This is a genomic window from Bradyrhizobium sp. USDA 10063 (assembly GCF_054063735.1).
The window spans coordinates 6,881,846-6,897,672 of the sequence record NZ_JBSSGP010000002.1 but is presented as its reverse complement, the minus strand read 5'-3'; the positions used below and the strand labels follow the sequence as shown (position 1 = coordinate 6,897,672).

The window sequence follows — 15,827 nt, the reverse complement described above, 5'->3', positions numbered from 1 at the left end:
GCTTTTACGCGCAGCCTATGATGCCGCGGTCACCCGGAGCAATGTTGCTCCGGGTTTTTTAGATAGGTCCTGATGTCCCAGCACCGCCTTGTCGTTTCGCTTTTTGCCGGATTGCTTTCGACGGCCTTCCTCTCCGCCAGCGGTGCCGTCGCCCAGACAACGATCACCTCGGAACGCCCCGCGAGCTTCACGCTGCACAACGGCCTGCAGGTGGTGGTGATCCCCGATCACCGCACCCCGGTCGTGACGCAGATGATGTGGTACAAGGTCGGCTCCGCCGACGAGACCCCCGGCAAATCGGGATTGGCGCATTTCCTCGAACACCTGATGTTCAAGGGAACGGCCAAGCACCCGGCCGGCGAATTCTCCCAGACCGTGCTCAGGGTCGGCGGCAACGAGAACGCCTTCACCTCGACCGACTACACCGGCTATTTCCAGCGCGTGCCGCGCGAGCAGCTCGGCAAGATGATGGAATTCGAAGCCGACCGGATGACCGGCCTGATCCTGCACGACGAGAACGTGCTGCCGGAGCGCGACGTCGTGCTGGAAGAATACAACATGCGCGTCGCCAACAATCCGGATGCGCGGCTCACCGAGCAGATCATGGCGGCGCTCTATCTCAACCATCCCTATGGCCGCCCGGTGATCGGCTGGCACCAGGAAATCGAAAAGCTCGACCGTGAGGACGCGCTCGCCTTCTACAAGCGCTTCTATGCGCCGAACAACGCGATCCTGATCATCGCTGGCGATGTCGACGCCAACGAGATCCGTCCGATGGTGGAGAAGAATTTCGCCGACATCCCCGCGCAGCCATCGATTCCCGCCAAACGCCTGCGTCCGCAGGAGCCGGCGCCGGCCTCGCCGCGCACGGTAACGCTGGCCGATCCGCGCGTCGAGCAGCCGACCATGCGCCGCTATTACCTGGTGCCGTCGGCCGCCACCGCGGCGGTGGGCGAAAGCCCCGCGCTCGACGTGCTCGCGCAACTGATGGGTGGCGGCGCCAATTCCTATCTCTACCGCTCGCTGGTGATCGACCGTCAGCTCGCGATCTCGACCGGCGCCAATTACCAGGGCACCGCGCTCGACCCCTCGCAGTTCATCATCTCAGCATCGCCGAAGCCAGGCGTCGACTTCGCGCAGATCGAGGAGGCCATCGACAAGGTCATTGCCGATATCGCGAAGAACCCGCCGCGCGCCGAGGATCTCGAACGCGTCAAGACCCAATTGATCGCGGAAGCCATTTACGCGCAGGACAACCAGGCGACGCTGGCGCGCTGGTATGGCGGCGCGCTCACCACGGGTTTGAGCGTCGACGATATCAGGAGCTGGCCCGACCGCATCCGCGCCGTCACCGCCGAGCAGGTCCGCGAAGCCGCGCAGAACTGGCTCGACAAGAAACGTTCGGTGACCGGTTACTTGATCAAGGACGTGGCGCCCAAACGCGAGGAGAAGCGCTCGTGACCTATTCCCTCACACGGCGTTCGATCCTGATCGGCGGCAGCGCGCTCGCGCTGACGACGATGCTCGCATCGCGCCCGTCGCAGGCTGCAACCAAGATCCAGCGCCTGGTCTCGCCCGGCGGCATCGAGGCCTGGTTCGTGCAGGATTCGACCGTGCCGCTGATCGCGATGGAATATGCCTTCGGCGGCGGCGCCAGCCAGGATGCTGCCGGCAAGCCCGGCGTCGGCAATCTGGTTGCCGACCTCCTCGATGAAGGTTCCGGCGATCTCGATTCCAGGACCTTTCATGAGCGGCTCGATCGCCGCGCCATCGAATTGAGCTTTTCCTCGCAGCGCGACAATTTCCGCGGCTCGCTGCGCATGCTCAAGGACAACAAGGACGAAGCCTTCGACCTCTTGCGCACGGCGCTGGCCTCGCCGCGCTTCGAGGCGCCCGACGTCGAGCGTATCCGCGCGCAGGTGCTGTCCAACCTGCGCCGCGAATCCACCAATCCGAGCGCGCTCGCAGGCCGCAAATTCCTCGAAGTCGCGTTCGGCGACCATCCCTATGGCCGGCACGCCCAGGGCACGCTGGAGAGCGTGCCGACGATCGAGATCGCCGAGCTCAAGGACTATGTCCGCCGCGTGCTCGCCAAGGACACGCTCAAGGTCGCCGTGGTCGGCGATGTCGATCCGGACACGCTCGGCAAGCTGCTCGACCACACCTTTGGCAGCCTGCCGGCCAAGGCGACGCTGACGCCGGTCGCCGACATCGTCGTGACAAAGCCGCCCCAGCGCGCCTCGATTCCGCTCGACGTGCCGCAGACGGTGGTGACCTTCGGCGGCCCCGGCATCCGCCGCAGCGAGCCGGATTTCATGCCGGGCTATGTCGTCAACCACATCCTCGGCGGCGGCGGATTGTCCTCGCGGCTTTACCGTGAAGTGCGCGAGAAGCGCGGGCTCGCTTATTCGGTCTATGAAGCGCTGGTCTGGATGGAGCATTCCGCGCTGTTCATCGGCAACACCGGCACCCGCGCCGATCGCGCCAGCGAAACGGTGGACGCGATCGAGACGGAAATCCGCCACATGGCCGAGGAAGGCCCGACCCAGAAGGAGCTCGACGAGGCGAAGTCCTACCTGAAGGGTTCGCAGATGCTGGCGCTCGACACCTCCTCGAAGCTCGCGCAGGCGCTGCTGCAGTATCAGATCGACAGACTGCCGATCGACTACATCGAGAAGCGCAACGCCATCGTCGATGCAGTGACGCTGGACGATGCCAGGAAGGCCTCGCAGCGGCTCTGGGGCCAGGGCCTGCTCACGGTCGTCGTCGGCCGCACCCCGCAGGCCGCGGCTCAACCGGCCAGCACGCCATCAGCCGCGACACCGCCAGCCGCAAGCCCGCCGGCCGCCGCGCCGTCAGCCGCCAAGCCCTCCGCACCGAATTGAGTGCTTTCTTCACCTCTCCCGCTTGCGGGAGAGGTCGCTGCGCGAAGCGCGGCGGGTGAGGGCTCTGTCCACTCAAAGAGTGTCAATCGCGGAGACACCCCCACCCCGGCCCTCCCCCGCAAGCGGGAGAGGGAGCGCACCTCCGTCTTGGCCGAGGTCTCGTGCTCGCGGAGCGCACGCACGCGAAACCCGCTATGGTGCGGCGGACGATTCTTGCCCGGCCACCGGTGATGCCATGCTGCGGGTTGCCCGCGACCTCTTCATTGACGAGAACGATATCGAGATCGGCTTCGTGCGTGCCTCGGGTCCGGGCGGGCAGAACGTCAACAAGCTCGCGACCGCGGCGCAACTGCGGTTCGATACGCGTAAGATCATGCTCGCCGAGGATGTCCGGACACGGCTGGTCCGACTGGCCGGCCAGCGCATGACCAAGGACGGCGTGATCGTGATCCACGCCCAGCGCTTCCGTACCCAGGAACGCAATCGCGCCGACGCAATCGACCGCCTGCTCGAGCTCTTGCGCGAGGCCATGGTGCGGCCAACCCCGCGCCGGCCGACCAAGCCGACGCTCGGCTCCAAGCAGCGGCGGCTGGAAGGCAAGAAGCGCCGCGGCGACATCAAGGCCCGGCGCGGCGCGCGAGGGTTTGAGGATTAGGGCATGATGAGTCGCATCGCATCCGCGATGCATGCTGCGCCCCCTCTCCCGCTTGCGGGAGAGGGTTGGGGTTGAGGGTGCCTCCACAGGGTTGGACCGGCATGATTCCAGACAGCCCCCCAGAGGAGAGAGCCCTCACCCGCTGCGCTTTGCGCAGCGACCTCTCCCGCAAGCGGGAGAGGTGAAGAGCTCGCTCTAGTAGCGCTTGCTGCCGGGAGCAGCGGGTTCCGGCGCCGCGCCTTTGCGCGCGCTGCCGCCGGCACCGACAGTCCCCTTGGCTCCGGATTTCGCACCGGCCTTTCCAGTCGGAGTCTCGGTCTGCGCGTTCATCTCCTCATCGGCGCCGCCGCCCGTCATCCCGCCCGGCGCCGCGCCCCTTTCCTGCGCGCCGCCACGGATCGTGCCGCCGGTGGCAGCACCTTGTGCAAGGACAGGGCCGACCAGTGCGGCCGAGAGGGCAAACGCGATCACGGAGGTTTTCGCTAGCTTCATCCATTGCTCCTGGATTTTGTTCGTGCGGGAGGGTTCGGCGGTTCCATACGCCGCCTGCTGCGCCGGACTCCCCTTCACGCGGATTGAACGTGTCGCAAACGGCGCGTGCGTCATGCAATCTGCGTCGTGTGGAGATCGTGCAGGGATTTCGGGGCAATTTCGCGAAATTGCGTTTCACATATGCGGCGGCGTGAGGCTGTCTCGCCGGCATTGTTTTCCTATCCACTCATCGACGCGTTTTGTTCTGCGGTGAAACAGCCCGCTACTACCACCGCCTTTCGCGAGCGACCTAGAGTCACCGCGTAGAGGCGGGGATGCGGATGAGAAGGCTACGCGCAACGTCGGCAATCGGGCTTGGATGTTGCAGTGCGTTGCTCGCGACGGTCGCGGCTGCGCAGATGCCACTGCCTGCCGCCAAGCCGCCCGACGGCGCTGCGCTATTCAAGCAGCAATGCGCGACCTGCCACACCACGAACCTGTCCGATCCGGTCCGGCAGGGCCCGCCCTTGTTCAAGATCGTTGGCCGTCACGCGGGCAAGGCCGAAGGCTTTCACTATTCGGCCGGCTTCGCGAAAGCCGATTTCGTCTGGGACGACGCCAGTCTCGACGCCTGGCTCGCCAACCCGCAGGCGATGATCCCCGGCTCCATCATGGCCTATCGCCAAGCCAAACCGGAGACCCGCGCCGCCATCATCGCCTATCTGAAGGAGCTCAACTGAATGGCAAAACCCGTTCACTCGATGATCCGCGTGCTCGACGAGGCGAGGTCGCTCGATTTCTATGCGCGCGCCTTCGGCCTTGAGGTCGCCGATCATCTCAAGTTTGACGATTTCGCGCTTGTTTACCTGCGCCATCCCTCCTCGCCCTTCGAGGTCGAACTGACCGTCAATTTCGACCGCAAGGAGCCCTATTCGCTCGGCGACGGCTACGGTCATCTCGCTGTGGTCGTCGACGATGTCGATGCCGAGCATGCGCGGTTCGAGCGGGAGAAGCTCGCGCCGGGACCGCTGCGCGATTTCAAGCACGACGGCAAGACGCTGGCGCGCTTCTTCTTCGTCGCCGATCCCGATGGCTACAAGATCGAGGTGATCCAGCGCGGCGGCCGTTTTGGCTAGAAGAGATAGTGACCAATCAACAATGACAAAACATTCCACGGAGGAAACCCATGAGAGAAGTCGATCGTCGAAGCCAATATGATCGCCGCGTCTTCCTGAAGGGCGCGGCGACGGCGGTACCGACCGTCGCCATCGCCACCAGCACGGGCCTCACCATCAGCGATGCCTGGGCCGATGACGCCACCACGCTGACGCCGGCGACATTGAAGACGCTGGTGAAGATGGCGCGCGACATCTATCCGCACGATTTCCTGGGTGACAGCTATTACATCACCGCGGTCAAGCCGTGGGACGGCAAGGCGGCGAAGGATCCCGCGGTGAAATCGCTGATCAATGACGGCGTTGTGCGTCTCGACCAGGAGGCCAACGCCCGCCACAAGGTGCCCTACGTGCAGGTGCCGTGGGAAGCCGATCGCGTGGTGCTGCTGCAGCGGATCGAAGGGACCGCGTTCTTCCAGAAGATCCGCGGCGATCTCGTCGTCTCCCTCTACAACCAGAAAGAGGTCTGGCCGAAGTTCGGCTATGAGGGCTCGTCCGCCGAATATGGCGGCTACATCACGCGCGGCTTCGCCGACATCGACTGGCTCCCGAAAGCCTGAGCTGGGAGGACACAATGGCAAAATTCGATCTCAATGACAGCGGCGTGGTGGTGATCGTGGGCTCCGGCGCTGGCGGCGGCACGCTCGGCAACGAGCTGGCGCAGAAGGGCGTCAAGGTCGTTATCCTCGAAGCCGGACCGCGCGTCGAGAATCATGACTTCGTCAACGACGAATGGGACAGCTTCGCCCAGCTCGCCTGGTCGGACATGCGCACGACGTCGGGAAGCTGGCGCGTCGCCAAGGACTTTCCGAACCTGCCGGCGTGGATCGTGAAGGCGGTCGGCGGCTCGACCACGCATTGGGCCGGCGCCTCGCTTCGCTTCGACGAGCACGAATTCAAGGTCAAGAGCACCTATGGCGGCATCCCCGGCGCCAATCTGCTGGACTGGCCGATCACGCTCGCCGAGATGGAGCCGTATTACGCCAAGGCCGAAAACAAGATGGGCGTGACGCGGACCAACGGCATTCCCGGGCTGCCCGGCAACAACAATTTCAAGGTGCTCGAGGCCGGCGCCAGGAAGCTCGGCTACAAGACCGTGCACACCGGCAACATGGCGATCAACAGCGAGCCGCGTGACGGCCGCGGCGCGTGCCAGCAGATCGGCTTCTGCTTCCAGGGCTGCAAGTCGGGCGCGAAATGGTCGACGCTCTACACGGAGATCCCGAAGGGCGAAGCCACCGGCAATCTCGAAGTGCGCCCGGGCAGCATGGTGATCAAGATCGAGCACGATCAATCCGGCAAGGTGACCGGCGTGGTCTATGCCGACGAGAGCGGCGCGATGCAGCGCCAGAAGGCCCGCGTGGTCGCCGTCGCCGGCAATTCGATCGAGAGCCCGCGACTGCTCCTCAACAGCGCCTCGAACATGTTCCCGGACGGGCTCGCCAACTCCTCCGGCCAGGTCGGCCGCAACTACATGCGGCACATGACCGGCAGCGTCTACGCGACCTTCGAGAAATCGGTGCACATGTATCGCGGCACCACGATGGCCGGCATCATCCGCGACGAGTCCAGGAACGATCCCTCACGCGGCTTCGTCGGCGGCTACGAGATGGAGACGCTGTCGATCGGCCTTCCCTTCATGGCCGCGTTCCTCAATCCCGGCGCATGGGGGCGCTCGTTCACCAGCGCGATGGAAGGCTATCCGCGGATGGCCGGCATGTGGCTGGTCGGCGAGGACATGCCGCAGGAGACCAACCGCATCACGCTTGATCCCAAGGCCAAGGACAAGTTCGGCATGCCGGTCGCGAGCGTGCATTTCGACGACCATCCGAACGATCTGGCGATGCGCGCCCATGCCTACAAGCAAGGCGCCGCGGTCTATGAGGCGGTCGGCGCCACCGTCACCTATCCGACGCCGCCTTATCCGAGCACGCATAATCTCGGCACCAACCGGATGAGCGAGAAGGCGAAGGACGGCGTGGTGAACAAGTTCGGCCAGACCCACGACGTCAAGAACCTTTTCATCTCGGATGGTAGCCAGTTCACGAGCGGGGCAGCCTGCAACCCGACCCTGACGATCGTGTCCCTGGCGATCCGGCAAGCCGACCACATCGCCGGCGCAATGCAGCGGAAGGAGATTTAGGGTGATGTCGGTTGGGTGAATGCGCGGGCCGCGTAGGCTTCACCTCCCCCGCTTGCGGGGGAGGTCGGCGCGCAGCGCCGGGTGAGGGCTCTCTCCCCACGGAAAGTCCCATCGCGGAGACACCCTCACCCCAGCCCTCTCCCGCAAGCGGGAGAGGGAGAACCGGCACCTCCCGTTCGGCAACCTCGCCGCGGAGCGGCCTTGAGAGTCACCTCTCCCGCTTGCGGGAGAGGTCGGCGCGGAGCGCCGGGCGAGGGCTCTTTCCACACAGAGAATCCCACCGTGGAGGCACGCTCACCCCAGCCTTCTCCGGCAAGCCGGGAGAGGGAGTGCAGTTCCCTACTCGGCCGCGTCGAGAATCGCGGCCCTGTCGCCGTGCAATTCCGGCGTCGCGGCGGCGCTCTTGGAGCGATAGATCAGGCAGGAGCAGCGCAAGAGCGAGGCGAAATTATTGACCTCGCCGTGATGGTCGAGAACCTCGTTGTGCAGGGTGGTGAGGAATTTCGCCAGACTCATCCCCTCTTTCGCCGCGATCTCCTCCAGCGTGTCCCAGAATGCCAGTTCCAGCCGGATCGAGGTGCAATGGCCGCCAAGGCGCAGTGATCGCGTCTGCGATTCGTAGTCGCGTTGCGGCTGATGGGCGAACAGATGGCACATGGGATCCTCCCGCCAGATTATAATTTTTCTAAACGATATACCCGGTCGTGCCACCCGACAATCCTGCGCTGCACGGCGGCCAACTCGCGAATGTCAGTGTCTTCAACGCGATAGCTGGCGCCCATCCCCAGTGCGGTAGGGATTTCCGGCCTGAGGCATGCATTTGCCGCGGCGCCCGCCTAGAATGGGTTGCAGCTCGAATCGATCCCGCACCATGCCCGTCCGCCAGCTTCCCGTAGAGGTCGTCAATCGCATCGCCGCCGGCGAGGTGGTCGAGCGCCCCGCGAGCGTGGTCAAGGAACTCGTGGAGAATGCGATCGATGCCGGCGCCAGCCGGATCGATGTCTTCACCGATGGCGGCGGGCGGCGGCGGATCGGGATCACCGATGACGGCGGCGGCATGACCCGCGCCGACCTCGCGCTTGCGGTCGACCGCCACGCGACGTCGAAGCTCGACGACGAAGACCTGCTGCGGATCCGGACGCTCGGGTTCCGCGGCGAGGCACTGCCCTCGATCGGCGCGGTGGCAAGGCTCAACATCGTGACGCGGCATGCGAACGAACCACATGCCTGGTCGCTTTCGGTGGAGGCCGGCGTTAAATCGGAGGTCATGCCGGCAGCCCTCGGCCATGGCACCCGCGTCGAGGTCGGCGATCTCTTCTATGCGACGCCGGCGCGGCTGAAATTCCTGAAGACCGACCGCACCGAGGCGGAAGCGATCCGCGAGGTGGTGCGGCGGCTGGCGATGGCGCGGCCCGACATCGCCTTCACGCTCGCCGGTGAGGAGCGCGCGCCGGTGACCTGGGCCGCGGCGCTGCCCGGCGCTCCCGGCCGGCTGACGCGGCTCGGCGATATCTTAGGCACCGACTTCCGCGGATGTGCGATCGAGGTCCGTGCCGAGCGCGAAGGCGTCGTGGTCGAAGGCTTTGCCGCCGCGCCCTCGCTGACGCGGGCGAATGCGCTCGGCCAGTATCTGTTCGTCAACGGCCGGCCGGTGCGCGACAAGCTGATCCTGGGAGCGGTGCGCGCGGCCTATGCCGACTATCTGCCGCGCGACCGCCATCCGGTGGTGGCGCTGTTCGTTACGCTGCCGCCGCAGGAGGTCGACGCCAATGTGCATCCGGCCAAGACCGAGGTGCGCTTCCGCAATGCCGGCCTGGTCCGCGCCCTGATCGTGCATGCGCTCAAGGAGGGGCTTGCGCGCGAGGGACGGCGCACCGCCGCCAATACCGATGGCGCGGCGCTCTCCGCCTTCCGCCCCGCCTTCGTGGCCCCGCGCCCGAGCAACTGGGATTGGCGAAACTCGCCCGCTTTTCCGGTGCGGCCGATGCCTTCGTTCGACGGCGCGGCGGCGAGCGCGCTGGCCGAGCCCGGCCAGGCCGCCTTCGACGTCGGCGCGCCGACCGCCGATGTCCGCTTCGAGGCGCAGCCTGTGGCCGACATGCTCGATCGCCCGCTCGGCGCGGCGCGCACGCAGATCCACGAGACCTACATCGTGTCGCAGACTCGCGACGGACTCATCGTGGTGGATCAGCACGCCGCCCATGAGCGCATCGTCTATGAGAGACTGAAGGCGTCGCTGGCCAGGAATGGCGTGCAGCGGCAGATCCTTTTGATCCCCGAGATCGTCGAGCTCGATGAATCGACCGTCGAGAAGCTGCTGGATCGCGCCGAGGAGCTTGCCACTTACGGGCTTGCGATCGAATCCTTCGGCCCCGGCGCGGTCGCGGTGCGCGAAACGCCGTCGCTGCTCGGCAAGGCCAATGCGGCCGGGCTCTTGCGCGACCTCGCCGAGCACATGGCCGAATGGGACGAGGCGCTGCCGCTCGAGCGACGCCTGATGCATGTCGCTGCCACCATGGCCTGCCACGGCTCGGTGCGCGCCGGACGCCGCCTCAAGCCGGAAGAGATGAACGCGCTGCTGCGCGAGATGGAAGACACGCCGAACTCCGGCCAGTGCAACCACGGCCGGCCAACGTATGTGGAATTGAAGCTGTCGGATATCGAGAAGCTGTTCGGAAGAAGGTAACGGTGCTCGGTCATCGTCCGCGAAGGCGGACGATCCAGTATTCCAGAGACATCTCGGCTTAAGTGAAAGGCTGCGGGTTACTGGATGCCCCGCCTCCGCGGGGCATGACGACGATGGCGGTGGTGCGGTCACCGCGCCCGCAAAAACACGAACTCCGTGTCGTCGTAGGCGCGGCGCTCCAATTCCTCAAATCCCTCCGGCGCCGTGAACGCGGCGGCCTTCGCCTCTTCCACCACCACGAGCGCGCCCGGCGTCAGCCACGCTCCGTCGCGGAGCGAGGTCAGCGCCTTCTCCGCCAATCCCTTGCCGTAGGGCGGATCGAGAAACACCAGCGAGAACGGCTCGACCGGATGCGCGGGGCCGAGATTGGTGGCGTCGCGGCGGAACACTTTTGTCACGCCGCCGAGGCCAAGCGACTCCATATTGTTGCGGAGCAGCGCGCGCGCTTCGGCGCCATTGTCGACGAACAGCGCGAACTTCGCGCCGCGCGACACTGCCTCGATGCCGAGCGCGCCGGTGCCGGCGAAGAGATCGAGCACGCGCGCGTCTTCAATCGGATCGTCATAGGCGTGGACGAGGATGTTGAACACGGACTCGCGCAGGCGGTCCGCGGTCGGGCGGATGTCGCGCGAAGATGGCGCGGCCAGGCTCCGGCCCTTCAATCGTCCCCCGACGACGCGCATCTCTTGGCTACTCGTCCTTCGGCTTCAGGTCGCGCTTGCCGTGATAGGCGCGCTTGACGCGGCGCGGCGGGCCGTAGCCGGCATTTTCTTCCTCGTTGCGGGCGCGCGCTTCTTCGCTGCCGGAGCGCTGCACCAGCACGCGGCGGCCCTTGCGGTCGGCGATCACGGCACGCTTGCTCTTGGGCGGCTTCCTGTCACGTAGCGCATCGTCGTCACCGCCGGCATGGTGCTCGGGCCGGGCGAAGTCGGCGCCGGCAAGCTTGGCGACCTTCTCGCCGAGCTGCTCGCGCAGCACCCGCGTCTTGACCTCCTCGACCTTGCCTTCCTCGAGCTCGCCGAGCTGGAACGGGCCGTAGGAGATCCGGATCAACCGGTTCACCTCGAGCCCGAGATGCGCCATCACGTTGCGCACCTCGCGGTTCTTGCCTTCGCGGATCGCGAACACCAGCCAGACGTTCGAGCCCTGGTCGCGCTCCAGCGTCGCCTCGATCGGACCGTATTTGACGCCCTCGACCTCGACGCCCTTTTTCAGTTCGTCGAGCTGCGCCTGCGTCACCTCGCCATGGGCGCGGACGCGGTAGCGCCGGAGCCAGCCGGTGTCCGGCAGTTCGAGCACGCGCGCGAGCCCGCCGTCATTGGTGAGCAGCAGCAGGCCTTCGGTATTGAAGTCGAGCCGGCCGACGCTGATCAGCCGCGGCAGGCCTTCGGGCAGATTGTCGAATACGGTCGGCCGCCCCTCGGGGTCGTCATGCGTCGTCATCAGCCCGCGCGGCTTGTGATACATGAACAATCGCGTCCGCTCGCGCGGCGGCAACGGCTTGCCGTCGACCGCAACGACATCGTTGGCGGTGACGTCGAGCGCCGGCGAATTGATGACGCGGCCGTTCACGGTGACGCGGCCCTGCGTCACCATCTCCTCGGCGTCGCGGCGCGAGGCAAGTCCCGCACGCGCCAGCACCTTGGCGATGCGCTCGCCGGATTTCTTCGGTTTCGGCTCCGGACGCGGCCGCCTCTCGAAATCCGCCGGACGTTCGCGATAGGCGCCGCGGCCGCCGAAGGCCGGACGCTTCGCGAAGATCTTGCTGTCATCCTCATTGTCGCGGCGCGGACGATCACCGAAGCGCCCTTCGCTGCGCGGATGCTCCTGCCAATCCTGGCGCCCCTCCGGACGTCGCGGGCCGCGGGGACGTTCATCGCCGCGCTCGCGGGGGCGATCGAATTTCGGCCGCTCACGGAATGGACGATCGCCCTGCTGACGGTCGTCGCGCGAGCGCGAAAAGCGCGGGCGCTCGTCTCCGCGATTGCCGTGCGGTCGGTCATGGCGCGGCTTGTCGAACTTCGGCCGGTCGAAATCGCGCTCGCGCTTCTCCCACGGCTTGGACTCGCCACGCGGCGGACGGTCGCCAAAATCCTTGCGCGGGCCACGGTCTCTGTTGCGATCCCAACGGTCGCTGTTGCGATCCGCAGCACCACGGGAGAATTTCTTGTCGTCGCCGAATTTTCTCTTCGGGCGCTCGCCAAACGAGCGTTCGCCGCGGGGACCCTCGCCGCGCTCGCGGAAGGGTCGCTTCTCGCCGTCGCGGTCGCGCGAAGCGTAAGGCTTCCTGTCGCCGAACTTCCGATCCGAGAAGCGGCCGGCCGGTCGGGCGTCATCGCGCGGGGCTCGGTCATCGCGGCCGAATTTCGGACGGTCGCCGCGCGGCTTGAAGGTGCGCTCGCCGCGATCCTCGCGCGGACGATCGTCGCGCTTGAAGCGCGGCCGGTCGCCAAACTCGCGGCGCGGCGCATCGCCCTCCTCGCGACGGCGGAACGGGCGATCCTCGCGCTTGCCGCCGAACGAGCGCTTCTCGCCCTCGTCGCGGTCCCGGCCGTAGCCGCGCTTGGCGAACTTCTTTTCCGGCCCGCGGGGCTTTCCCGATCGGCCCTTGCCCGGCGCCCAGTCCCGCCGGCCGCGCGGGGAGTCGTTGTGTTTGTCGCGGTCGCGGGGCATGAAAGATCTCACTCTAAATGTCGGTCAAAAGGCATTTGCGCGCGCCATTTTCGGGCGGCATCTATTGCAAAGCCGGTGTCCACTGTTGCTGAAGGCGCAGCTAGTAGCAGGTTTCTTCCGATGATACGAGGCATGACCGTCCCTTCTTTCATGGATTTGGCGCTGAAAACCGCCGAAAACGCCGGAAAGGCCGGCGAAGTTCCGATCGGCTGCGTGATCGTGCGGGGCTACGAGGTGATCGCCACCGCCGGCAACCGGACCCTGACCGACCGCGACCCGACCGCGCATGCCGAGATTTTGGCGATCCGGCAGGCCGCGGAGGCGATCGGCACCGAGCGGCTGGTGGATTGCGACCTCTATGTCACGCTCGAGCCGTGCACGATGTGCGCCGCCGCGATCTCGTTCGCCCGCATCCGGCGGCTCTATTACGGCGCGGCCGACCCCAAGGGCGGCGCCGTCGAGTCCGGCGTGCGGTTCTTCTCCTCACCCACCTGCCATCACCGGCCGGAAATCTATCCCGCCATCGGCGAGACGGAGGCCGCGGCGCTGTTGCGGGAGTTTTTCAAGGAGCGGCGGTGAGTTGCGTCCATGCGCGCACCCCACGCCGCTGTCATCATCCGCGCAGGCGGATGATCCAGTAAACGCAGGCGTCCCGGTTCAAACACCACTGCCGGCGTTTACTGGATACCCCGCCTTCGCGGGGTATGACGGGGGAGGTTGTGGTTAAAGCGCCAGGAAAAACTCCCGCAGCAGCTTCGCCGTCGCTTCCGGATTTTCCTCGGTCAGGAAATGCCCGGAATCGACCGGCGATCCCACGACATTGGTCGCCCACTGCTTCCAGGTGTCGAGCGGCGTGGCCGCGGCATTGGCGATGCCGGCATCGCCCCACAGCGCCAGCATCGGGATCGTGATCTTCTTGCCCGCCTCGACATCGGCCTTGTCGATCTCGTAGTCGGCATAGGCCCCGGCGCGGTAATCCTCGCACATCGCATGCACGCGTGAGGGATCGCGGAACGGCGCCAGATAATGCTCCAGCGCCCGCGGATCGATCGCGTCCAGCGTCTTCGACTTGGTCTGGCTCGCCATCTTGTGCTTCAGGAAGAAATCCGGCGCGCCCAGGATCAGCGTCTCCGGGAACGGGGCCGGCTGCGCCAGGAAGGTCCAGTGATAGATCTTCAGCGCATAGAGCCGGTTGATGCGCTCCCAGTAGTTATAGGTGGGCAGGATATCCAGCACCGCGAGCTTCGACAGCCGTCCCGGATGATCGAGCGCCAGCCGATAGGAGACGCGGCCGCCGCGGTCGTGACCGGCGAGCGCGAAACGCGCGTGGCCGAGCTTCTCCATCGCCTCGATCAGGGCCTTCGCCATCGCGCGCTTGGTATACGGCGTGTGGTCCTTGTCGCTGTCAGGCATATCGGACCAGCCATAACCCGGCAGGTCGGCGATGATCAGCGTGAACCTGTCGTCGAGTTTCGGCGCCACCGGATGCCACATCACATGCGTGGACGAGAATCCATGCAGCAGGAGCAGCGGCGGTCCCTTGCCCCCGACGCGCGCGAAGATGCGGCCGGAGGAGGTGTTGATCCATTCGGAGGCGTAACCGGGAAACAGATCGGCGAGATCGGACATTCGCGTACCTCCTGTGCGTCGGTGTCATTGCCGGGCCTGACCCGGCAATCCGTCCCGCAAGTTGATTCTTTTGAAGATGGATACGCGGGTCAAGCCCGCGTATGACGAGTGAGTCAGCCGCCCTGCTCGGCCTCCACCGCCTGCCAGGCGATGTCGCGGCGGCAAAAGCCGTCCGGCCAGCGGATGCGGTCGATCGCGGCGTAAGCACGCTGCTTGGCTTCCGTCACGGTCGTGGCCGACGCGCAGATGTTGAGCACGCGGCCGCCATTGGCGAGGATCGCGCCATCCTTCTCCATCGTGCCGGCGTGGAAGATCTCCACGCCCTCGATTTGGGCGGCCTCGTCGAGCCCTTCGATGCGCGTGCCCTTCTTGTAGTCGCCAGGATAGCCCTTGGCGGCCATCACGACGGTCAGCGCCGGCTCGGGGAACCAGCGCAGGTCGAAATTCTTCAACTGCCCGTCGCAGGCGGCGAGGAAGGCCGGCACGATGTCGGACATCATCCGCAGCATCAGCACCTGGCATTCGGGATCGCCGAAGCGGACATTGTATTCAAACAGCTTTGGGCCCTGCTCCGTCAGCATCACGCCGGCATAGAGCACGCCGCGGAATGGAATGCCGCGCTGCTTCATGCCGGCGACGGTCGGCAGGATGATCCGCGCCATGATCTGGTCGTGGATTTCAGGCGTCACGAACGGCGTCGGCGAATAGGCGCCCATGCCGCCGGTGTTCGGCCCCTCGTCGTGATCGAACACGCGCTTGTGGTCCTGCGCGGAGGCAAGCGGGATCGCGGTCTCGCCATCGCACAACGCGAAGAAGCTGATCTCGCGGCCGGACAGGAACTCCTCGATCACGACCTCGGTGCCGGCCGAGCCAAACGCGCCCTCGAACATCATCGCGATGGCCGCTTCCGCCTCGCCCACGGTCTTCGCCACCACGACGCCCTTGCCAGCGGCGAGGCCATCAGCCTTGACCACGATCGGCGCGCCCTGCGCCCGCACATAGGCAAGCGCGTCATTGGCATTGTCGAAGCGGCGGTAGGCGCCGGTCGGAATGTTGAACTCGCGGCAGAGATCCTTGGTGAAACCCTTGGACCCCTCGAGCTGCGCAGCCTGCCTGCTCGGGCCAAACGCCTTGATCCCGGCGGCAGTAAGATCATCGACGATCCCGGCGGCGAGCGGAATCTCCGGACCGATCACGACGAGATCGACTTCGTTGCGCCTGCAGAATTCGATCACGGCGGAATGATCGGCTGCTTCGAGCGCCACGCATTCGGCCTCGCGCGCGATTCCGGCATTGCCAGGGGCGCACCACAGCTTTGTCAGCAGTGGAGAGGCGGCGATCTTCCACGCCAGCGCATGTTCGCGGCCGCCGGAACCGATCAGGAGAATGTTCATGCGATTGCAGTCAGAATTAAGGGTTGCCGCGCCGTAGCGCGACGGTTTAGCACGGCATCACGCCGCCGCAAGGAATGGCTTGGGCAAGATCTTGGGCCTGATGTGGATATGTGGCC

At 65.9% G+C, this 15,827-nt stretch carries 15 protein-coding genes; 9 read left to right on the top strand and 6 right to left on the bottom strand.

Translation table 11 applies throughout. The features are described from left to right. Positions 1-72 precede the first annotated feature (72 nt). The 3 genes from ACVJGD_RS34505 (at position 73) to arfB (ending at position 3,540) form a co-directional block, all read left to right on the top strand. The gene (locus ACVJGD_RS34505; protein WP_456638387.1) at positions 73-1,461 is read left to right on the top strand and encodes a M16 family metallopeptidase; all 1,389 of its coding nucleotides are present in this window, start codon (positions 73-75) and stop codon (positions 1,459-1,461) included. 59 nt (positions 1,462-1,520) lie between these two features. Next, on the top strand, positions 1,521-2,885 hold the full coding sequence (locus tag ACVJGD_RS34500; protein WP_456640464.1) for a M16 family metallopeptidase: 1,365 nt from the start codon (positions 1,521-1,523) through the stop codon (positions 2,883-2,885). A gap of 235 nt (positions 2,886-3,120) precedes the next feature. Further along, entirely contained in the window at positions 3,121-3,540 is a 420-nt protein-coding gene (arfB, locus tag ACVJGD_RS34495) for an alternative ribosome rescue aminoacyl-tRNA hydrolase ArfB (RefSeq protein WP_456638386.1), read from the top strand. Positions 3,541-3,735: 195 nt separating this feature from the next. On the opposite strand, the gene ACVJGD_RS34490 is transcribed toward arfB, so the two are convergent. Further along, the gene (locus ACVJGD_RS34490; RefSeq protein WP_456638385.1) at positions 3,736-4,032 is read right to left on the bottom strand and encodes a hypothetical protein; all 297 of its coding nucleotides are present in this window, start codon (positions 4,030-4,032) and stop codon (positions 3,736-3,738) included. A gap of 398 nt (positions 4,033-4,430) precedes the next feature. On the opposite strand from ACVJGD_RS34490, the gene ACVJGD_RS34485 reads away from it, so the two are divergent. The 4 genes from ACVJGD_RS34485 to ACVJGD_RS34470 are packed head-to-tail and all read left to right on the top strand — an operon-like array spanning position 4,431 to position 7,329. Then, positions 4,431-4,751 carry a c-type cytochrome gene (locus tag ACVJGD_RS34485; protein ID WP_456640463.1) on the top strand — a complete coding sequence of 107 codons (321 nt, stop codon included), beginning with the start codon at positions 4,431-4,433 and terminating at the stop codon, positions 4,749-4,751. After that, positions 4,752-5,147, top strand: a complete 396-nt coding sequence (locus ACVJGD_RS34480; RefSeq protein WP_456638384.1) for a VOC family protein — start codon at positions 4,752-4,754, stop codon at positions 5,145-5,147. A 50-nt stretch (positions 5,148-5,197) separates the two neighbouring features. After that, the gene (locus ACVJGD_RS34475; protein ID WP_456638383.1) at positions 5,198-5,746 is read left to right on the top strand and encodes a gluconate 2-dehydrogenase subunit 3 family protein; all 549 of its coding nucleotides are present in this window, start codon (positions 5,198-5,200) and stop codon (positions 5,744-5,746) included. A 14-nt stretch (positions 5,747-5,760) separates the two neighbouring features. Then, positions 5,761-7,329, top strand: coding sequence for a GMC family oxidoreductase (locus ACVJGD_RS34470; RefSeq protein WP_456638382.1), 1,569 nt, complete (start codon positions 5,761-5,763; stop codon positions 7,327-7,329). A gap of 339 nt (positions 7,330-7,668) precedes the next feature. Here ACVJGD_RS34470 and ACVJGD_RS34465 read toward each other — a convergent pair whose 3' ends face one another. Beyond that, positions 7,669-7,986, bottom strand: coding sequence for a ribbon-helix-helix domain-containing protein (locus ACVJGD_RS34465; protein WP_456638381.1), 318 nt, complete (start codon positions 7,984-7,986; stop codon positions 7,669-7,671). A gap of 214 nt (positions 7,987-8,200) precedes the next feature. Between ACVJGD_RS34465 and mutL the strand changes: the two genes are divergently transcribed. Beyond that, positions 8,201-10,015 (top strand): DNA mismatch repair endonuclease MutL, encoded by a 1,815-nt coding sequence (gene mutL, locus ACVJGD_RS34460; protein ID WP_456638380.1) that lies wholly within the window; start codon positions 8,201-8,203, stop codon positions 10,013-10,015. A 128-nt stretch (positions 10,016-10,143) separates the two neighbouring features. On the opposite strand, the gene rsmD is transcribed toward mutL, so the two are convergent. Both rsmD and ACVJGD_RS34450 read right to left on the bottom strand, forming a co-directional pair. Continuing rightward, a complete protein-coding gene (rsmD, locus tag ACVJGD_RS34455; RefSeq protein ID WP_456638379.1) occupies positions 10,144-10,698 on the bottom strand; it encodes a 16S rRNA (guanine(966)-N(2))-methyltransferase RsmD in 555 nt (184 codons plus the stop codon). 7 nt (positions 10,699-10,705) lie between these two features. Beyond that, entirely contained in the window at positions 10,706-12,688 is a 1,983-nt protein-coding gene (locus ACVJGD_RS34450) for a pseudouridine synthase (RefSeq protein ID WP_456638378.1), read from the bottom strand. Positions 12,689-12,808: 120 nt separating this feature from the next. Here ACVJGD_RS34450 and ACVJGD_RS34445 point away from each other — a divergent pair, with 120 nt between their 5' ends. Then, a complete protein-coding gene (locus ACVJGD_RS34445) occupies positions 12,809-13,267 on the top strand; it encodes a nucleoside deaminase (RefSeq protein WP_456638377.1) in 459 nt (152 codons plus the stop codon). A 144-nt stretch (positions 13,268-13,411) separates the two neighbouring features. Here ACVJGD_RS34445 and ACVJGD_RS34440 read toward each other — a convergent pair whose 3' ends face one another. Next, the gene (locus ACVJGD_RS34440) at positions 13,412-14,317 is read right to left on the bottom strand and encodes an alpha/beta fold hydrolase (protein ID WP_456638376.1); all 906 of its coding nucleotides are present in this window, start codon (positions 14,315-14,317) and stop codon (positions 13,412-13,414) included. A gap of 113 nt (positions 14,318-14,430) precedes the next feature. Then, positions 14,431-15,711, bottom strand: a complete 1,281-nt coding sequence (purD, locus tag ACVJGD_RS34435; RefSeq protein WP_456638375.1) for a phosphoribosylamine--glycine ligase — start codon at positions 15,709-15,711, stop codon at positions 14,431-14,433. Positions 15,712-15,827: the final 116 nt, after the last annotated feature.